Consider the following 18,517-nt stretch of genomic DNA (forward strand, 5'->3'; position numbering starts at 1 on the left):
GAGAAGCCAGGCTCGTCCGCCGGGCGTGCCCGGACCCCGGCGCTTCCGGCGGCGCCTGGCGCGAAGCCGGCACCGTCGCCGCGGACCCCGCGTCCGCCCCAGCCCCCCCGCAAGGCCGTACCGGCACCGGCTCAAGACCGGCCGGGTGCGGCGCACCGGTCGGCATCCGACGGTCGGCTCAGGCCGTGGCAGGAACCGCGGGGCGGCGCGCGCGGACTGCAGCCATGGGAGGAGATCCCGGTCCGGCTCTCGGTGCGCGACCGGGCCCGCATCCCGTTGCCGGGCTCCTGGCGGGTCACCGTGACCTCGCTGTTCCCGTACTCGGGGACGACGACGCTCGCTGGCGTGATCGGCCTGACCCTGACCGGGGTGCGCGCGCATCCGGTGCTCGCCGTCGACCTGTGGCCCGGGGAGTTCCCGACCGAGGGAACGTCGCCGGCCTCGGGCGGCGACGAGGAGGAGCCCCGCGGCGACCCGCTGACCAGCCGGGTCGGCTCCGCCGGGACGACCACCGTCGCGGACGTCGTCCGGCACCAGGCCGGCGATGGAACCGCCGCGGAGCTAAGCCTGATGATCAGCGGCAGGCGCTCCGGGGGCACGCGGGACCTCGACGTGCTACCGATCCGGCCAGATGCCGGCCAGGTCGCAGACGGCTCGCACCCCGCCGGCGACGGCCCTGCGGGCCAGGACGCGCCCGCCGCCCCGTCCGGTGCCCAGCCGGTCACACCGGCCGGGCTGCGGTCGGCTTTGGGTCTGCTCGCCCACTCCTACCCGCTGGTGCTGGTCGACGCGCCGACTGGGGCTCCGTTGACCGAGACCGCGGTCGAGGCCGCGGATCTCGTCGTCCTGATCACGCTCGCCACCGCCGCCGATCTGGAGGCGACTCTCATGCGGCTGCGGGCGTTCCGCGAGGCGCCGGGCCGGCGGCCGGCACGCGACGGGGGGCCGCCGATCGTCGCGGCGATCGTCGCGCCGCGGCGCGGTCGGCCGTCGCCCCGCACCCGAGCGGCCGCGGCACGGCTCGGTCGGCAGGTGGACTCCCTCGTGCGCATCCCCTACGACGCCCGACTGGACCCGAGCCGGCACACGCCGGTTCGCATCCCACGGCTACGCCGACGTACTCGCCGCGCCTACATGCGGCTGGCTGCGGCCACCGTGGAAAACCTGTTCACGTTGGCAAAGGCCGAGGTGGCGGCCCCTACAGCGGCCGGCGAGCGGCCAGCCGGGACCTCACGCGACGCCGTCAGACCAGTCACTCCACGTACCCAGACTGGCGCGACCAGCGGCGGCGCGAGCACTACCGGGGATCACCCCACGCCGCCAGGCGTATCATTCGGCGACCTACGGTCACCAACGGCACCCTCAAGGATCGCCGGACCGGATCGTCCGGGCGGACCCCGCCCGTGAGAAAGGAACCGCGATGATCCTGGACGCCGCCTCCGCCAAGGCGACCGTGATCCTGGCCGACGTGAAGGTGGACCCGGACGAAACCAAAGCGCCCGGCATCAACGCGCTGAAAGACCTGGTCAACGGCCTGGCCGCCTATGCGGTGGTCGCCGCCGTCGCCGCCGTGCTACTCGGCGGGATCGCCTGGGCACTCGGCGAGCGGATGGGACTCGAGCGAGCTTCGACCGTCGGAAAGAGCGGCGTCATCGCCGGCTTCGGGCTGGCATTCCTCGTCGGCGCCGCCGCGGCCTTCATCAACTTCTTCCTGGCCACGGGCGCAACGGCCACCGCCCCCGCGCCCAACCCGGGTGGGCAGCGCCCACCCGCCGTCGAAGTCACCGTCGCCGTTGACCCCGGCGTGGTCCATGACCCATCGTCAACGCTCTTCTGACCGGTTCCCCGGGTGCCAGCGGGCGGACATTGCGATGATGGCCGTGCCGTCTTGTGAGGGGAGTGGGCGTTGCCGGTCCTGATGGAGAGTGTGGCCAGACGCCTGATCATCATCATCGTCGCCACCGGCACGGTGAGTGTGATCGGCGGATTGGTGATCGGACGCTATGTCATCCCGGACAAGGGCGCGCGTCCAGACACCGCCTCAGTCGCGCCAGCGCCCGCTCCTAGTACAGCTCCGACCTCTAGCCCGGCGAGTTCACCCACGCCCGCCCTGGTCCCGAAACCGGATTCCACCGAGGGAAAACCAGTGGACGCCGCAGGCGGCAGTCAGGTCCCCGGTCTACCCACCCGTATCAATGAGTTTGGCATCCCAGTTGGCTACCCTCGTACCGAAGCCGGTGCAGTGAGCGCCTGCGCAAACTACGACGCCATCACTGGGACACTACGAAATCGCGAGCCATCCCGCATAAGAAAGATGTACGAGTCGATTGCGTTGCCCGAATCCTCTAAACGGATCGCCGATTTGATTATCCAAAATGATAAGGACAGCGCTAAAGCATACGGCGTTCCCTCGATTCAAACTCCTAACTTCAGTCTAATTGGACGGGGCGTAGGATACGCGGTCCGCTCTTACAATGAGAACGAAGCGAATGTGACCATCTGGGGCACTATCGCATTCGGCATCTATGGGAATTCGGATCCCAATCTTGCCCCTAGACAGGGGTGGGGGACGGACTTCTGTCAAATAGTATGGAACGGGGAGGACTGGAAGCTTAAAGACGCAGGCGACGGCCCCGCAGAGCCGGATATCACCGAACGCGCAGCCGAAGGTTTCAAGGAATTTCGATTGGTCGGAGCTGGCACGTGACCGAAGGTAGCGAAGTTCTTGCCGCATCCTTTATTCCTCTAAATCCCCTCAATGGAATCAAGCACGCGATTTCGGGGAGTGTGGATGCCTACTTCGATTCGATGGGGACGGCGTTCTGCGGAATGGCCGCGGACCTGTCGAGTTCCGTGTTCAGTTTCGCGGCGCAGAAGACGACCATCGACCTGAAAGCCGACTACGTCGTCGAGAACTACAACATCGCGTTCGGGATCGCGGTGTTGATCGTTACCGGCCTCTTCCTCTGTGCCTGCATCATGGGCGCGGTGCGGGGGGACCCCCACATCTTCGTTCGGGCGCTCGCGGCGACCGGCACCTCGATCCTGGGCTCGTTCATCGCACTCGCCCTGCTCCAGATGATTCTGACCGCGTCGGACGGCATCGCCGACGCCTTCGGTAACGGGAAACCGCTGGGGTCCGAGCTCGTGGCCCAGCTACGCGCGCTACCGGAACAGGGCAACTTCGCGCTCGACCTCGTGCTGTCGCTGCTCGTCGCGATGTTCTCGTTCGCACTGTTCGTGGTGCTCTACATCCGCAAGGTCGCGATCATCGTGATGGCGGTCTTCATCCCGCTCTACCTCGCCGGGCAGCCGACGATGTCGACGAGCGCATGGATCAAGCGCGCCACCGAGATCCTCCTGGCCCTGATCTTCGCGAAGCCAGTCATCTACGCGATTTTCACGCTCGGTGCCGGGATGGCGAGCGACTCGACCGGTTCCACGGTCGATCAGACCCTGACGATCCTCAGCGGGACCGTGGTCATGATTGCTGCGGTGTTCGCCCCGTTCGTCCTCATGCACCTGATGGGATTTGCCGACGTCCATCTGATGCGGGCCGTCGGCTCGGCGGGCCGGCGCAGCGCCGCGTCCTTCGGGCAGGGCGCGGGCGCACTGCTGGGATCGACGTCCCGCGAGACCTTTCGCGGAATCGGTGCCCGGCTCCAGACGCGTAATCGCGGCGTGCTCGGTGACGCCGGCGGCATCGGTGTCGAGCCGGGACTCGCTCGGCCGGCTGCGCTACGGACCGGGCGCGGCGGCATCGGCGCACCCGTGGGCACGACTTCCCGGGCCGGTGCCGCGACCGCGTCGGTGCGGGGCTCCGGCGGCGGGCGACCTCGGACCGGCGGATCCGGCGCAGGCGGCGCCACGCGGCAGCCGGCCCGGACCGGCGGCCCCACCCGGGCGACCGTCTCGGTCGGCGCCAGCGCCCGGCCGAACGGTGCGACCCGGACCGCCACCCGCGTCGCACCGGCCAGGAACGGCGCGGCCACGCGGACGAGCCAGGTCCGGCCGCCGGTCGCCCCTGCGGCCCGTCCGGCCACGGTGGCGGCGCCGAAGCTGCCCCCGTCCCGCACCGGAGGTCAGTGAGCACCGCCATGCGAACAGGCAGCACCGCGCAGATGATCAACGGGCGAGTGAGGTAGTAGATGGTCGCGGAACGCAGCTACCGGTTCGGGCCGCTCGAACGCGGCGGCGTCATGCTCGGCATGCGCTGGCCGCAGCTCGCCCTGATGATCGGCGTGATGCTCTGCGTCCTCGGCGCCCTCCGGTCACCGTTGGTAGCCATTCCGATCTGGGTGCTGCTCGCGGTGGCCCTGCTGTTCGTCGCCTTCGTCCGGGTGGAGGATCGTAACCTCGACCAGTGGGTGCCGATCCTTTTCGGCTTCACGATGCAGAAGGTGACGGGCGAGACGGTGTTCCGTGGCGCGTTCTTCCGGCTCGGCGCCGGGGAGGACCAGCTCAGCCGCACGGTCCTTCCCGGGCCGCTGTCCTCCCTGGTGATGCTGTCCGTCCCGGTTGGCGGCGGCCGGTACGTAGCGGTGGTCAAGGACTCGAAGAAACAGACCTACACCGCCGTCCTGCAGGTGCAGGGCAGCCAGTTCGCCCTGCTGGAGTCCGGTGACCAGCAGGCCCGGGTGGACGCCTGGGGCGAGTTGCTGGCCGGGCTGACCGGCGGCGGCGGCAAGCTGTCCCGGATCCAGTGGCTGGAGCGCACCCTGCCCGACTCCGGGGACCAGCTCCAGCGCCACTGGCGGGTCCGCGGCCACCACGACGACTCCTGGGCGGCGGACGCCTACCAGCAGGTGATCGACGCCGCCGGTCCCGTCGCCCAGCGGCACGAGACCTACCTGTCGTTCCAGCTGCGCGCCAAGGACGCCCGCCGGGCGATCCAGCGGGCGGGCGGCGGCGACCAGGCGGCCTGCGCGGTCCTGCTCGGCGAGCTGCGCACGATGGAGGCGGCGCTCGCCCGGGCGTCGATCAACACGGTCGGCTGGCTGCCCCCGCGGGCGCTGGCCGCGGTGATCCGCACGACCTACGATCCGTACTCGATCGAGATGATCGACGCTCGCGGCGGCGCGAGCACCGACCTCGCCGGCGGGTTGAAGGGCCTGGCGTCCGGGATCGACCCGGCCGTCGCCGGCCCGGTGCGGACCGTCACCGCCTGGGATCATTACCGCACGGACTCGGGCTTCCACACCACGTACTGGATCAACGGCTGGCCCCGAGTGCCCTCGCCCGCCGCCTTCCTCGCCCCGCTACTGATGGAGACGACCTGTCGGCGCACGGTGTCGCTTGTCGTGGAGCCGCTGCCCGGTCGTAAGGCGGAGAAGGCGGTGAACCGGCGGCGGATGGCGCACCTCGGCGAACAGCAGATGCGGGACAAGGTCGGCAAGGTCACCACGCAGCGGGACGTGGCGGAGGCCGACGAGGTGGAGCGACGCGAGCAGGAACTGATCGCCGGTTTCGGGGCGTTCCGCTTCCACGGGTTCGTCACGGTCTCCGCCGACGATCTGGACGGGCTCGCCGACGCCTGCGGCGAGGCCGAGACGCTGGCGTCGCGCAGCCGGCTGGAGATGGTGCGCCTCGTCGGAGAACAGGACCAGGGCTTCAGCGTCGGGGCCCTACCGTTGGCGGTGGGAGTCTCATGAGTCCGGGGCACGGCAACCACAGCAACAACGGCGCCAGCTCCGACAACGGCAGCGGGCCCGACGGCGGCCACGGCGTCGGGCCCGGCTACGTCGTCCCGCGCGGATTCGGCAACGGCGACGGTCAGGTCGTCGGCGGTGACGGAATCGGCGCGCTCAACGGCAACAGCGCGCTCAACGGCAACGGCGCGCTCCATGGCAACGGCGCGCTCCATGGCAACGGCGCGCTCCATAGCAACGGCGTGCACCCCGATGCGGCGGACGCGGGCGGCCACCAAGGCGGCTTCGTGCCCATCCCGGGCGCGTACCCGACCGGCGACCTCGCCTCCGCGGCGGCCGGCCGCGCCGGTGCCGCCCCCTACGCCGGCTACGAGGCGAACGGGTACGGCGACGCCGACGGGACGGACGGGTACGACGAAGCCGGGTACGACGACGAGACCGGTTTCGAGGATGCCGCCTACGACGACCTGGACCCGCCCGGCTACCACGAGGCCGGCTACGACCCGGACGGCTACCAGGCCGCGGCGTACGAGGCCGCCGACCACGACCCGGGCCGCGACGCCGAGGGCTACGTCGACCTGGGCGGCGGTCCGCGGCGGCGCCGGTCGAATCCGCCAGCCGACCCGTCGCCCCGCCGCAGCCGCCGGGCGGAACGGGCCGCCGCCGCGGCGGAGAAGGCCGCGATGCGCCGCGCCCAGGCGGCGTTGCGCCGCGGGGCGCAGGCGCCGAAACTGCTCGGCCCGTTCGCCGGGCGCGCCTATCACAAGCTGCGGCTGCCCGCGCACATGGAGACGACGGCACAGATCGCCGGCATCTACCCGTTCGTGGTCGACTCCGGGCTGGCCGCGCCCGGGATGTACATCGGCCGGCACGTCTGGTCGGGAAACTCGTTCGACTTCGACGTCTTCGAGCTGTACCGCCAGCAGGTCATCGAGAACCCGAACTTCGCCGTGTTCGGCGCGGTCGGCTCCCGCAAGTCGGCGCTGCTCAAGACGCTGATCTCCCGCGGCGCGGCGTTCGGCTACCAGGCGGCGGTGCCCTGTGACCCCAAGGGGGAATACACCCGGCTGGCTCGCCGGCTCGGCTGCGAGCCCACCTACATCGGTCCGGGCATGTCGACCCGGCTCAACCCGCTGGACGCTCCGCCGCGCCCGAGGGGCATCGCCGACGCGGACTGGGCGCGGGAAGTCAAGCGGGCCAGGTCGTCGCTGCTGTCGTCGCTGATCGAGACGGCGAAGGGCGTGCCGCTGACCCCGGCCGAACACACCGCCGTGGACCTCGCCCTCGACGTCGTCACCCGGCAGATCAGCGGGACGTCGCCGGAACGCTGGGCGACCCCGCTGCTCCCGCACGTCCTGGAGGCGATGACCGATCCCGCCGAGGAGGACTGCGTCAACCTTCCGATGACGGCCACCGAGCTGCGCGACGCCTCCCGAGACGCCACCCTGACGCTGCGCCGGCTCACCCACGGCGCGCTCGGCGGGCTGTTCGACGGGCCGACGACCTCCCCGCTGGACTTCGACCGGCCGATCGCCGTGCTCAACCTGGAGCGGGTCCAGGGCAGCGATGAGATGATCGCGCTGATCATGACCTGTGCGCAGGCGTGGATGGAAGCGGCCCTGATGCGCCAGGACGGCGTGCAGCGCTACGTCGTCTACGACGAGTGCTGGCGGCTGATGCGCTTCGCCGGGCTCGTCCGCCGGCTCTCGGCGCAGCAGAAGCTCGCCCGCCAGTGGGGATGTGCCAACGCGATCGTCGCCCATCGCATCTCCGACCTGCTGTCCGCCTCCCCGGACTCGGTGGAGATCGCCAAGGGGCTGCTCGCCGAGACCGCGATCCGCATCCTGTACAAGCAGGCGTCCGACCAGATCGCCGACACCCAGGAGGCGCTCGGGCTCACTGACGTCGCCGCCGACCTGCTGCCGCGGCTCGATCCGGGCTTCGCTTTGTGGCTCATCGGCGCCCGTGCCTTCTACGTCGAGCACGTGGTCGGTGACCTGGAGATCCCGGTGGTGCTGAACGGGTCGAAGATGCACGGCGAGGTCGACGACACCAACCTGACCCCGGACGACCTCGACCCGGCGGAGCTGGACCCGCCGGATCTCGGTCCGGGTCCGCTGCGCCGTGGCGTCCCCGAAGGCGCCGCCGACGACGCGGAATTCGACGGCGGCGCCTTCGGCGAGGAGCCGTTCACCGGAGGCTATGGCTACCCTTCGGTCGAGCCCAGCTCCACCGGCTGACGCAGGTCCGCCACCGCCCGCTCCGAGGACGGCGGCCAGTCCAGCCCGATGGGGTTGGGCCAGGTGAACCCGCCACCCAACGCCACCCGCTCGGCGAGCCCGTACAGCGTCGCGTACAGGTCACCGCGCTCCGCCACGGTCAGTGCCAGGTAGGGGGCCGCAGCCAGCTGATCGGTGGCGTCCTCGATCGCGTCCCGGGCCTGGGCGCCGCGCTCGGTCAACTCGCCGTCGGCGGTGAGCCAGCCGCGCGACGAAAGGTCACGGACCGCGTCCGCCCACTCCTGCTCGTTCCAGCCGCGCGAAATCCGCAGCTGCTCACCGGGGCTGCGCCCGGTGGCCGCGGCGAGGACCAGCGCCTCGCAGGGGCCGACCTCGGCGTGCACCAGGGCGGCGATGTGCCCGTCGCCGCGGTGTTCCCGCAGCGTCGTCAGCGCCTGCCAGAGCGCCAGGTGCGGCTCGGCGGGAAGGGGCAGGGCGGCGTTGGCGGCGGCGAGCGGCCGCCCGGCCGGCGAGCACCGCGGCGCGGCGCACCGCCACGCCGGTCGTGTCCAGCCCCCACAGCTCGCGCAGCACGACGTCGATCGCCGCGAGGCGGGCGTCGAGCAGCCGGGCCGGTGAGGAGTAGGCCCAGACATCCGGCACGGAGCGGGCGATCCGGCGCGGCGCGAAGTTGTAGAAGGCCGAGGTGATCGTCGCCGCCGACGCCGCGCCGAGCGGGGCGGCCCGCATGCCGATGTACCCCATCCAGAAGCCGTGGGAGCCGGCCTCCTCCCCGAAGCGGCGGACCGCGGGGTGGAAGTAGATGACCGCGTGAATCGGCTCCCCCACCTCCCAGATCCGGCGGGCGTCATAGGCGCCAGCCGCGCCGAGACCGCTCGCATCCGTCTGTCTACCGTCGCCCATGCAGTTCCTCCCGAGCGTGAGTCGGTTCCAGACTCCCCCCGCACGGGGGCCGTATGCCAGGAAAAGACGTCATGACCGGCCGTCGGCCGGGGCCCGCGCCCCGGCCGACGGTCCGCTTCCAGCGGGAACGCGCCGGAAACGCGACGGAAATGACGGTGCCCCAGTGCCCACCCTGGTGCCGGCGGCCCGCCCGCAGCCGCCCGCGGCGACGGCGGGGCGTGCGGCCGGCGACCGATACTCAGTGCTGGTAGGTCACCCGCAGCACGGCCCGGGCAAGGGTGTGGAAGACGAGGTTGAAGCCGACGACCGCCGGCGCGACCTCGTCGTTGATCTCCAGCTTGGGCACGTCGACCGCGTGCACGGTGAAGACGTAGCGGTGCGGCACGTCGCCCTGCGGGGGCGCGGCGCCGCCGTACTCCTTGGCACCCCAGTCGTTGCGGACGTGGTAGGCCCCGGCGGGCAGGCCGGGGAACGCGCCGCTGCCGGCGCCGCGCGGCAGCTCGGTCGCCGAGCCGGGGAGGTCGACCAGCACCCAGTGCCAGAAGCCGCTGCCGGTCGGCGCGTCCGGGTCGTAGGCGGTGACGACGAAGCTCTCCGTCCCGGCGGGATGGCCGGACCACGACAGGTGCGGGGAGATGTTCGCGCCGCCGGCGTCCGTGTGCACCTGGTCGAGCGGCACGACGCCGCCGTCGACCAGATCCGTGCTGGTCACGTCGAATGACGGGCGAACGGGGAGCACGTCATACGGGTCGGGAGGAGTTCCGCGGTCAAGCAGGGACATCTACTATTCCTTTCGTTGCACCATGCGATGACGTTCCCGAGACGGAACCGTCACCTGTCGGCTCTACGCTTCCCCGCGATGAAACCTCACTCTGGAAGCGAGGACGAGAAAGCGCCGTGAAACTGGTCACCGCGATCCTGCGCCCACACCGCGTCGATGACGTGCGCGCCGCTCTCGGCACCTACGGTATCCATGGTATGACCGTCAGCCAGGTGACCGGATTCGGTACCGAGCTATGGCGAACCCAGACATATCGCGGACGAACGTTCCACGACGAGTCGGTGAGCGCCGCGCGGATCGAGTGCGTCGTCGCCGATTCCGACGTCGAGGACGTGCTGAGCGTGATCCTGCGCTCGGCCGAGTCGACGGCGAGCGGGGCCGGGAAGATCTGGGTGCTTCCCGTCGAGACGTTGACCCGGGTGCGCACGGGCGAGCGCGGGCTCGACGCGCTGTGATCCGGGGCGGGGCTTGATCCGGGGCGGGGCTTGATCGGCGAAGCAGGGCGACCCGGGACGCACCGTGAAATGTGAAGTGCCGTGCGTTGCCAACCGACCGGCCACCCGGTTCGAGTGAGATGGTCGTCACATTCGGCCGACATCGCTCGCGCTACCTGCATTTCTGCTCTTCGACCAGCAATCAGCGGGGCGACAATGCCCCGTTGACCCGATACGGTTGACAGGTCCCGGCGGGCGTCCCGTCGACTCCCCCCGTATCGGCGCGGAGCCCGTCGGGACCCATCTGGCCAGGCCATTCCCGTCGCGCACCGGCGACGCTGCGGCGTTCCATTCCGCTACCGGTGGGCACCGCGGGAGCCGCTCGGCGCGACCTGCCCGCCGAGCCGGCACCCGGTCGCCCACTCGGAGATCCCTCCGGCGCTGAGATCATCCGGCGGGGCATCCCGGCCGTTGCCGGCCGTGTCTCAGTCTTGAGTGGTCTCGGGGTGATGGGCCGCCGAGTGACGACCGCCACCGCCGCCGCGGCGCAGGCGCATGGTGACGGACGGGTCTCCGCCCGCCTGCCCGGGCCCCTCACCGGCGGCGCCGGAGGTGGAAGGCGCCGCGTGACCGTCGCCGCGATCCCAGCCACCGCCCTGGCCCCAGCCACCGTTCTGGTCCCGGCCATCGCCCTGGTGCCGGCCATCGCCGTCCCAACCGGTGGCTGGCCGGCCGTCGTGGACGTCCTGGCCGGGCCCTGGGGTCCCCGCCACAGCGGCCGACCCGGCGGCGGCCCCCGCCCGCTTCCGCCGGCGGTTCCGGAGGTATTCGACGAAGATCGGCACCACCGAAACCAGGACCACCAGGATGAGCATGGCCTCGATGTTGTCGCGGATGAAATCTATCTTTCCGAGATAGAAGCCGAGCACGGTCACTCCACAGCCCCAGAGCAACCCGCCGACGATGTTGTAGATGGTGAAGACCCGGTAGTTCATCCGGCTCACCCCGGCGATGACCGGTGTGAAGGTCCGCACGATCGGAACGAACCGGGCGAGCACGATGGAACGCGGTCCGTTCTTCGCGAAGAACTCGTTCGCCTGCTCGACGTACTCCTGTTTGAACAACCGGGAGTCGGGCCGGCGGAACAGCGCCGGGCCGGCCTTACGGCCGATCAGATAGCCCACCTGGTCGCCCGCGATCGCCGCCAGCCCGATCAGGATTACTGCGACCGGCAACGGCGTGGAGACCTCGTCCCGGGCGATCAGCATCCCGAGCGTGAACAGCAGGGAGTCACCGGGCAGGAAGAACCCGACCAGCAGTCCCGATTCCGCGAAGACGATCAGAAGGACGACGACCAGCCCCGCCTTGATGAGGTTGTCAGCGCTCAGAGCGCTGGGACCTAGGGCGAGCGTGCTCGACGCGAGCGTGGTCACAATCGCGGGCCTCCGACGGCTTCGGGCGACGGGTCGGACGCGTCCGTTGAGACCGCGGTGACGTTCGAGCCACCGCACCGGCCCCGCCTGCGGATCCCGTAAGGGTATCGAGCGCTTCGACGTCTCCGACCGGCACCTGCGGGTACCTGGCTCTGATCCACAGATAGTCCACAGTTCCGGTCCACGCCGGGCCCACCGATCGGCCGCGCGGGATGCGGTCGGATCAGGCCGGCCCGGACGGACTCGCGGTACATCCGCCACGCACGGCGGGGACAGGCAACCACCCCATACGGGACATACTTCCGATCCGATGGCGCACCGCCATCTGCGAGACTTCGCCCGAACCATAGGCTTAATTCGTGCGTTTCCCGCGGCCCGGTCCGGACGATGATTCACCGACTTCGACCGGTCCGTGCCCGACCCGATCGGACGTGCGTGATCGGTGCTCCCGGCATCCGGCCGCACCCGACGCCGCCGATCGGCCCGATCGGCGGGCGCCCCGACGCCGATCCCGGTCCCGGTCCCGGTCGGTCCGCGCGCCGCTGCTGGTGATGCTTCTGGTGCTCGGGCTGATCTCGCTGGCCGGCTGCGGCCGGCGGGCCGACGTCGGCGGCGGGCAGGGCGCCGCGAGCAGCAGCAACGCGCCCGAGTCCGCCGGGCCGACGCAGCCGCGGGGTGCCCCCGGTGACCTGCTCTCCCGGGAGATCGTCGCGCCGGCCCCAGCCGGTATCCGCGCCTGGCGGGTCACCTACCGGTCCCGGCCGACCGGCGACGGCGGGGTTCCCGTCTCCGGGATCATTCTTGCTCCGGGCACAGATGTCCCGGTTCCCGCCGGGGGCCGCAAGGTCGTGTCGTTCGGGCACGGTACGACGGGCATCCAGGATTCCTGCGCACCCTCGCGAGCCCGTCCACCGCTGGCCGCCGCCTCCTGGACCTTTCCTCTGGTCCGGGCGGGATACGTCGTCACGCTGACCGACTATGCGGGGTTGGGCGCCCCCGGCGAGCATGCGATCTACGTCGCCGGGCCCGAGGGTCGGGCGGTGCTCGACGCCGCCCGAGCCGCGCACGCCCTCACCGAGACCGAGGCCGGCCGCGACGTCGTCCTCTGGGGTTATTCACAGGGTGGGCAGGCGGTCCTGGCCGCCGGGGCGCTGGCCGCTGGTTACGCTCCGGAGCTGCACGTCCGCGGCGTGGTCGCGACCGCGCCGCTGGCGGATCTCCCCGCGTCGCTCGCCACGTTGCAGCGCGGGGCCGACGGTGTCGGATACCTGCTGCTGGCAATGATCGGGCAGTCCGTCGACGATCCGCGGATCGACCTCGACCGCTACCTGACCCAGACCGGCCGGCGGCTGCTCACTGTCGCGCGCACCCGGTGCGCCGACGAGGTGACGAAGTCGAGTGTCGGCTCGTCGATCCGCACGGCCTTCACCGTGGATCCGCTCACGCGCCCGCCGTTCGCCGCCGGGTTCGCGCGGCAGCGGGACGAGATCATGCGGCGGATGGCTCCCACGCTCATCCTCCAGGGCGACCGCGACGAGGTGATTCGCCAGCCGGTCACCGACGGCGTAGTCGACCGGCTGTGCGGCGAGGGCACGACGGTGGACTACCGGCGCTACCCGCTGGCCGATCACGGCTCGATCCTCGGCACGTCGATGAACGATCTGATGGGCTGGGTTGCGCAACGCTTCGCCGCACGTCCGCCGGTGGTCACCGACATCTGCGCGCTCGGCGCGGCCGCCCGCAGTTGAGCCCCACCCGCCCACCTGTGGATAACCCGCTGGCAGGGCTGGCCGGGCCCGCACGCTGACCACCAGGGGCGTGTGGATGGCGGCGCCGCCCCGCTGAGGGTCACGGGTGGATCGGTGCACGCTCCCCAGGCGGGATCCACGCTCGCCTGTGCCCTCGTCGCTGCCCACCCGTGGGGTGCATGGGGCCGGACGCCGAAGCCCGCTGGGGATGGTGGGCATCCGGCCGTGCCCTCCTCGGCGCCGTCCACCGCCTCGAGGAACGACGATGCCCGCAGGGGGCTTGCGGATGCCGCGCCCCGGCCTCACCTGTGGACATCGGACCGGCAACTCGGCGGTGCCGCCGGGGTCGGACCCCCGCCGCCGCGCCGCTCTGCCCACGGTGCCCATGGCTGACCTGTGGATCTCCCAGCCGGCTGACCTCTGTCATCAGCCCTGGTGACCGTGCCAAGAAACGACGATGACCGGTCGGGACAACGGCCGGATCCGTGGCCGCCTGTTGTGGACAGGCACCCGACGGGTGGCGAACGCGACTCCGCCAGGCGGGAACGCAGCCCATCAGGGTCAGCGGCCGGTCCTCGTACGGTGCCCGTGGCAAGGCCCCCGTCGAGCTGGACAGGGACCTCGGGGCGCGACCGTCGAGCGCCCTTCGCCACGTGCTCGCGTGCTCCTGTGGACGAGGCCCGACCGCTCCCCACGATGCCCATGGTTGGTCATGGTGCGCGGCACGGTGCTCCTCGTCGAGGCTGGTGGGGAAGGCACCGGGAGATATCCACAGGGCGCGCGACGTGCGGCCGGCGGTCACCGTTCCCTTGCGGACAGCCCGATCACCCGCGTCGGGCCGGCATGCTCGCGTGACCACCCGCCACAGCCGGCTGTGGAAACACGGTGCCCATGGACGGGGGCACCAGGCGACGGCGCTCTCCCCTGCGGGGACGGCTGTGGATAGCGCGCGATGCCCATGGACGGTGTGGCGGGCACCGGAGCGGCTCGTCCGCGGGCCGGGCACCGAACCGCCGCCGGGGATGGTGAGCATCCGGCCGCGCCCTCCTCGGCGCCGTCCACCGCGTCGAGGAACGACGATGCCCACCGGAGAGCTGGGGCAACCGCTGCGCTGCCCACCTCGGGGTCCGGACGTCAACCGCGGCCCCGAGCGACGGCCGAGGCTTGCGGCGCCCCGTGACACCCTGGCGAGCGCACCCTGGGTGGTCAGGGTCGACCGCGCGCCGACCCGACGTGGCGGCTGCACGATGCCCGCGGGAGACCCACGGGCGCCACGCCCCGGCCTCACCTGTGGACATCGGACCGGCAACTCGGCGGTGCCGCCGGGGTCGGACCCCCGCCTCCTCGCCGCTCTGCCCACGGTGCCCATGGCTGACCTGTGGATCTCCCAGCCTGCTGGCTCCGAGCATCAACCCTGGTGACCGTCCAAGGAAACGACCATGACCGGTCGGGGTGACGGACGAATCGGTGCCCGCCTGCTGTGGACAGGCACCGACGGGTCGCGAACGCGACTTCCGCCGGGCGCAGCGCGGGTCGCTGAGGGTCAGCGGCCGGGCCTGGGACGGTGCCCGCGGCAGGGCCCCCGTCGAGCTGGACAGGGCCCCCGGGGTCCAACCATCGAGTGCCTTTCGGCACGTGAACCTGCGCTCCTGTGGACAACCTGGGAGCGCCAGCCACGATGCCCATGGTTGGTCATGGTGTGCGGCACGGTGCTCTTCGTGGAGGCTGGTGGGGAGGGCACCGGGAGATATCCACAGGGCACGCGACGTGCGGCCGGCGGCGACCGCCAGGGAGCGTCACCGGCAACCGTGACGGCCGGCGCTCTACCTGTGGACAACCAGGAAAACTCCTGGTCAGCAGACTGAGCATGGCTTGGTGCGCGGACCTGACCGTGGGCACCGAGCGACTCGGACGGGCGCCTTCCCCGCGCACTGGCGAGCGAGGACGCTGCTCATGGGCAACCATCCCGGCTCCCGGAAGCCCGCTGCCTCACGTGCGGAACGCAGACGAGCCCCTGCGGGCGCCAGCCGATCTTGTGGACAGCGCGCGCCCTGGCCACGGTCGGCACCGATGGTCACCGATCCCCCTGTGGACGGGGGCCCGATGACCCGCGCGGAGTCGGCATGGTCGCGCGACACCTGGCCGAGCCGGCTGTGGACAGCACGATGCCCAGGGGCGGATGCCAGTCGGCTACGCCGCTCTCCTGGCAGGGGACGGCTGTGGACAGCGCGGAGCGGGCCAGCACGGTGACCACCATCCCCGGCGATCCGCGGTGCCCGGGGCGTGGGAAGGGAGCACCTGCCGCCGGGCGGCCGGACAGGCTCAGCGGGCGAGGCTCAGCCGACGGTGCTGGATCGCGTCACGGTGACCGGCTGGACGGCCGCGACGCAGAATTCGACGAGGCGGCTGTGGAAGGTGGGGTCGTCGATGGCCTGGCGGGCACCGAAGGCGTGCCGGGCCAGCAGGGCGCCCAGGAAGGCACTCGTGGCGAGGTCGGTGTCGAGATCGGCGCGGGCCTCGCCGCGAGAGACGGCGTCGTGCAAGGCGTCCTCGATGGCGGCCGCGCAGCGGTCGACCGACTCGCGCCGGAACGCCGCGTACATCGCGGGGAAGCGCCGCAGTTCGGCCATGCACCGGGCGAGGATCGACAGCCGGGGCTCGGTGAACACCGCGTCGACGTAAGGCGCGAGGTGCAGCAGGTCCGTGCGCAGCGACCCGGTACGCGGCGGCACGAGCCCGGCTGCCAAGGTCCCGAGCGCGTGCAGGACGAGATCGTCGCGGGCCGGCCAGCGCACGTAGATGCCGCGCTTTGCGACGCCGGCGCGGGCCGCGACACGGTTCACGCTGAACCCGCCGACGCCGTGCTCGGCCAGTTCGTCCACGGCGGCGGAGAGCACGCGGGTGTCGATCGTCGCGTCACGGGGGCGTCCCCGCCGCGGTCGATCAAGCTGCCCCGTCTCCTCCTGCACCATCCGCTCAGGCTAAGCGGGAAACGGGGGTGTGGACCGCGAATATTTAGGGCACCAGCGTGGTTGCGTAAATCTGACAGGCTCCACGGAGCTCCGACAGCCCGCGTCGCGACCGGACGGTACCCGTCCCACGACGCACAGCAACGCACGGAGGCGACATGACGACCACGATCTACTCGGCGACCTCGACCGCATGGGGTGGCCGGGACGGGCGGGTGGCATCCAGCGACAACCGGTTGGACCTCCAGCTCTCCATGCCGAAGGGGCTCGGCGGCGACGACGGGCCGGGCACGAACCCGGAGCAGCTGTTCGCCACCGGGTACGCGGCGTGCTTCCACAGCGCGCTCAAGGCTGTCGCCCGCGGCAAGAAGGTCGACGTCACCGACTCGGCGGTCTCGGTGACCGTCGAACTGCTCCGGGGCGACGAGGGCTCCATCGGCCTGGGCGCGAGGATCGAGGCGCAGATCCCGGGGCTCGAGCGGGCCACCGCCCAGGAACTGCTCGAGGCGGCGCACGCGTTGTGCCCGTACTCGCAGGCTACGAAGGGCAACATCCCCTCCGAGGTCGTCCTTGTGGACAACGACTGACCGCGGGACGGTGGCTGCCCATCCACGACCCTGACCGGTCACAGCCACCGACCATCCACAGGCACTGACGGTCCCCAGTCCTTGACCGCCCACAGCCGTTGACCGCCCACAGCCACTGCCCCTGGACGGCGACCGACCCGCGGGCCGTCGGGCCCGCGCTCCCCGCCGCGCGGACCGGCGGACCCGCAGGTCGGCACCGCCGACAGCGGTCCGGCCGGTCCGCGACCCGGCTGGCCGCACCATCACATGCGATTCCAGTGAAGATCAGAACCGAATGTCCTAATGTGCGAAAGAAGCGGCGCCACCCTCGACGTCGAGGGACCAGGACTGGCCCGAAACGGACGGAGGGCGCACAGTTGCGGATTGCGTTGTTGTCGTACCGGAGCCTGCCCACTTGCGGTGGCCAGGGCGTGTACGTCCGACATCTGTCCCGCGAACTGGTCGCCCTGGGGCACCACGTGCAGGTGCTGAGCGGGCCGCCGTACCCCGACCTCGACGACGGGGTCGGTCTCACCGAGCTGCCGAGCCTGGACCTCTACCGCGACTCCGACCCGTTCCGCTGGCCGGGGATGGCGGAGCTGCGCGCGCTGCCCGACGTCGTCGAGTTCGCGATGATGCGGACCGGGCAGTTCTCCGAGCCGCTGTCGTTCAGCCTGCGCGCCTACCAGGCGCTGCGGCCCCGGGCTGCCGGTGGGCGGCCGCCGTTCGACATCGTCCATGACAACCAGGGGCTCGGCTACGGGCTGCTGGCGCTGCGGGCGGCGCTGCGCCCGTACCGGATCCCCGTGGTGAGCACCGTGCACCATCCGATCACCGTCGACCGCCGGCTGAGCCTGGCCGCGGCGTCGAGCTTCACCGCCCGGGTGGGGCTGCGCCGGTGGTACTCGTTCCTGCCGATGCAGGCCCGGGTGGCGCGGGGGCTGGACGGCGTCGTCATCCCCTCGGAGAGCTCGCGGCGCGAGATCATCGCCGACATGGACCTGCCGTCGGAGGTCATGCACACGGTGCCTCTCGGGGTCGACGCCGACGTCTTCACGCCCGCGCCCGCCGGCACACCGGCCGTCGCCGGCCGCATCGTCGTCGTGACCAGCGCGGACGTGCCGCTCAAGGGCCTGGGTGTGCTGTTGGAGGCGCTGGCCAAGCTGCGGTCCGAGCGCGCCGCGCACCTGATCTGTATCGGCAAGGTCCGCGAGGGCGGGCAGGCCCAGCGTCGGGTGACGGAGCTGGGCCTGGGCGACGCGGTGACGTTCCGTTCCAACGTGCCGGAGCAGGAGCTGATCGCGCTGCTGCGCTCCGCCGAGGTCGCCGTCGTCCCCTCCCTGTACGAGGGGTTCAGCTTGCCCGCGGTGGAGGAGATGGCCTGCGGCATCCCGCTGATCGCGACGACGGCCGGGGCGCTGCCCGAGGTCGCCGGCGTCGACGGCGAGGCTGCCCTGCTGGTTCCCCCGGGGGATCCGGATGCGCTGGCCGGGGCCATCCGCACGCTGCTCGACGACCCAGCGCGCCGCGCCCGGATGGGGGCCGCCGGGCGGCGCCGGGTGGAGGAGCGGTTCTCCTGGCGGGCGGCGAGCGCCGCGACCGCGGCCTGGTACGCCGAGCGGATCGCGGCGGTGGGCGGAACACCGACCTCGCCCTACCCGGGCTCGTCGTGGTCGTGGGCGCCGCCGACGCCTGCCTCCTGGCCGGCCGGGCTGGCCAGCACCGCGACGTCCGCGCCGGCGGCGGCCCCGGGCGCTCCGAACTCGTCGGCGTCGCCGACGCTCGCCGGCTGAGC

Annotated in this window: 15 protein-coding genes; 10 read left to right on the forward strand and 5 right to left on the reverse strand. The window is 71.6% G+C overall.

Features of this window, described 5'->3' with window-relative positions:
* Nucleotides 1–252 precede the first annotated feature (252 nt).
* The 6 genes from FRAQA3DRAFT_RS22900 to FRAQA3DRAFT_RS22920 all read left to right on the forward strand — a co-directional run bounded on the left by FRAQA3DRAFT_RS22900 (nucleotide 253) and on the right by FRAQA3DRAFT_RS22920 (nucleotide 7,888).
* A complete protein-coding gene (locus tag FRAQA3DRAFT_RS22900; protein ID WP_035921376.1) occupies nucleotides 253–1,407 on the forward strand; it encodes a ParA family protein in 1,155 nt (384 codons plus the stop codon).
* 13 nt (nucleotides 1,408–1,420) lie between these two features.
* The gene (locus FRAQA3DRAFT_RS22905; protein WP_009741429.1) at nucleotides 1,421–1,837 is read left to right on the forward strand and encodes a DUF6112 family protein; all 417 of its coding nucleotides are present in this window, start codon (nucleotides 1,421–1,423) and stop codon (nucleotides 1,835–1,837) included.
* 69 nt (nucleotides 1,838–1,906) lie between these two features.
* Nucleotides 1,907–2,707: a hypothetical protein gene (locus FRAQA3DRAFT_RS33520; RefSeq protein WP_009741430.1), complete on the forward strand. Its 801-nt coding sequence runs from the start codon at nucleotides 1,907–1,909 to the stop codon at nucleotides 2,705–2,707.
* Nucleotides 2,704–4,089 (forward strand): hypothetical protein, encoded by a 1,386-nt coding sequence (locus FRAQA3DRAFT_RS22910; protein ID WP_009741431.1) that lies wholly within the window; start codon nucleotides 2,704–2,706, stop codon nucleotides 4,087–4,089. The genes FRAQA3DRAFT_RS33520 and FRAQA3DRAFT_RS22910 overlap by 4 nt, the downstream gene beginning before the upstream one ends.
* A 59-nt stretch (nucleotides 4,090–4,148) precedes the next feature.
* Nucleotides 4,149–5,651, forward strand: coding sequence for an SCO6880 family protein (locus tag FRAQA3DRAFT_RS22915; protein WP_009741432.1), 1,503 nt, complete (start codon nucleotides 4,149–4,151; stop codon nucleotides 5,649–5,651).
* A complete protein-coding gene (locus tag FRAQA3DRAFT_RS22920) occupies nucleotides 5,648–7,888 on the forward strand; it encodes a conjugal transfer protein TraC (protein WP_009741433.1) in 2,241 nt (746 codons plus the stop codon). Before FRAQA3DRAFT_RS22915 ends, FRAQA3DRAFT_RS22920 begins: the two co-directional genes overlap by 4 nt.
* Here FRAQA3DRAFT_RS22920 and FRAQA3DRAFT_RS34250 read toward each other — a convergent pair.
* The 3 genes from FRAQA3DRAFT_RS34250 to FRAQA3DRAFT_RS22930 form a co-directional block, all read right to left on the reverse strand.
* A complete protein-coding gene (locus FRAQA3DRAFT_RS34250) occupies nucleotides 7,855–8,271 on the reverse strand; it encodes a hypothetical protein (RefSeq protein WP_051054460.1) in 417 nt (138 codons plus the stop codon). The two genes, FRAQA3DRAFT_RS22920 and FRAQA3DRAFT_RS34250, sit on opposite strands and share 34 nt — an antisense overlap.
* Nucleotides 8,204–8,791, reverse strand: a complete 588-nt coding sequence (locus FRAQA3DRAFT_RS22925) for a hypothetical protein (protein WP_051054461.1) — start codon at nucleotides 8,789–8,791, stop codon at nucleotides 8,204–8,206. Before FRAQA3DRAFT_RS22925 ends, FRAQA3DRAFT_RS34250 begins: the two co-directional genes overlap by 68 nt.
* 238 nt (nucleotides 8,792–9,029) lie before the next feature.
* Entirely contained in the window at nucleotides 9,030–9,572 is a 543-nt protein-coding gene (locus FRAQA3DRAFT_RS22930) for a YbhB/YbcL family Raf kinase inhibitor-like protein (RefSeq protein ID WP_009741434.1), read from the reverse strand.
* A 116-nt stretch (nucleotides 9,573–9,688) separates the two neighbouring features.
* On the opposite strand from FRAQA3DRAFT_RS22930, the gene FRAQA3DRAFT_RS22935 reads away from it, so the two are divergent.
* Nucleotides 9,689–10,027: a P-II family nitrogen regulator gene (locus FRAQA3DRAFT_RS22935; protein WP_009741435.1), complete on the forward strand. Its 339-nt coding sequence runs from the start codon at nucleotides 9,689–9,691 to the stop codon at nucleotides 10,025–10,027.
* A gap of 464 nt (nucleotides 10,028–10,491) precedes the next feature.
* Here the strand turns inward: FRAQA3DRAFT_RS22935 and FRAQA3DRAFT_RS22940 are convergent, their stop codons facing one another.
* Nucleotides 10,492–11,439, reverse strand: coding sequence for a DedA family protein (locus FRAQA3DRAFT_RS22940; protein ID WP_009741436.1), 948 nt, complete (start codon nucleotides 11,437–11,439; stop codon nucleotides 10,492–10,494).
* Nucleotides 11,440–11,990: 551 nt separating this feature from the next.
* Here FRAQA3DRAFT_RS22940 and FRAQA3DRAFT_RS22945 point away from each other — a divergent pair.
* Nucleotides 11,991–13,187, forward strand: coding sequence for a lipase family protein (locus tag FRAQA3DRAFT_RS22945; protein ID WP_009741437.1), 1,197 nt, complete (start codon nucleotides 11,991–11,993; stop codon nucleotides 13,185–13,187).
* Between the two features lie 2,336 nt (nucleotides 13,188–15,523).
* Here the strand turns inward: FRAQA3DRAFT_RS22945 and FRAQA3DRAFT_RS22950 are convergent.
* The gene (locus tag FRAQA3DRAFT_RS22950) at nucleotides 15,524–16,159 is read right to left on the reverse strand and encodes a TetR/AcrR family transcriptional regulator (RefSeq protein ID WP_035921377.1); all 636 of its coding nucleotides are present in this window, start codon (nucleotides 16,157–16,159) and stop codon (nucleotides 15,524–15,526) included.
* A 155-nt stretch (nucleotides 16,160–16,314) separates the two neighbouring features.
* Here FRAQA3DRAFT_RS22950 and FRAQA3DRAFT_RS22955 point away from each other — a divergent pair, with 155 nt between their 5' ends.
* Nucleotides 16,315–16,743: an organic hydroperoxide resistance protein gene (locus FRAQA3DRAFT_RS22955; RefSeq protein ID WP_009741440.1), complete on the forward strand. Its 429-nt coding sequence runs from the start codon at nucleotides 16,315–16,317 to the stop codon at nucleotides 16,741–16,743.
* Nucleotides 16,744–17,099: 356 nt separating this feature from the next.
* Entirely contained in the window at nucleotides 17,100–18,515 is a 1,416-nt protein-coding gene (locus tag FRAQA3DRAFT_RS22960; protein ID WP_009741441.1) for a glycosyltransferase family 4 protein, read from the forward strand.
* Nucleotides 18,516–18,517 lie beyond the last annotated feature (2 nt).

The organism is Frankia sp. QA3 (assembly GCF_000262465.1).
In the GTDB taxonomy this organism is placed as follows: domain Bacteria; phylum Actinomycetota; class Actinomycetes; order Frankiales; family Frankiaceae; genus Frankia.

What these genes read in the sequence shown, in the direction of transcription:
- FRAQA3DRAFT_RS22905 (WP_009741429.1), top strand. Translation starts at nt 1,421, where the DNA reads ATGATCCTGGACGCCGCCTCCGCCAAGGCGACCGTGATCCTGGCCGAC.
- FRAQA3DRAFT_RS22915 (WP_009741432.1), top strand. Translation starts at nt 4,149, where the DNA reads ATGGTCGCGGAACGCAGCTACCGGTTCGGGCCGCTCGAACGCGGCGGC.
- FRAQA3DRAFT_RS22920 (WP_009741433.1), top strand. Translation starts at nt 5,648, where the DNA reads ATGAGTCCGGGGCACGGCAACCACAGCAACAACGGCGCCAGCTCCGAC.
- FRAQA3DRAFT_RS22925 (WP_051054461.1), bottom strand. Translation starts at nt 8,791, where the DNA reads ATGGGCGACGGTAGACAGACGGATGCGAGCGGTCTCGGCGCGGCTGGC.
- FRAQA3DRAFT_RS22930 (WP_009741434.1), bottom strand. Translation starts at nt 9,572, where the DNA reads ATGTCCCTGCTTGACCGCGGAACTCCTCCCGACCCGTATGACGTGCTC.
- FRAQA3DRAFT_RS22945 (WP_009741437.1), top strand. Translation starts at nt 11,991, where the DNA reads ATGCTTCTGGTGCTCGGGCTGATCTCGCTGGCCGGCTGCGGCCGGCGG.
- FRAQA3DRAFT_RS22950 (WP_035921377.1), bottom strand. Translation starts at nt 16,159, where the DNA reads ATGGTGCAGGAGGAGACGGGGCAGCTTGATCGACCGCGGCGGGGACGC.
- FRAQA3DRAFT_RS22955 (WP_009741440.1), top strand. Translation starts at nt 16,315, where the DNA reads ATGACGACCACGATCTACTCGGCGACCTCGACCGCATGGGGTGGCCGG.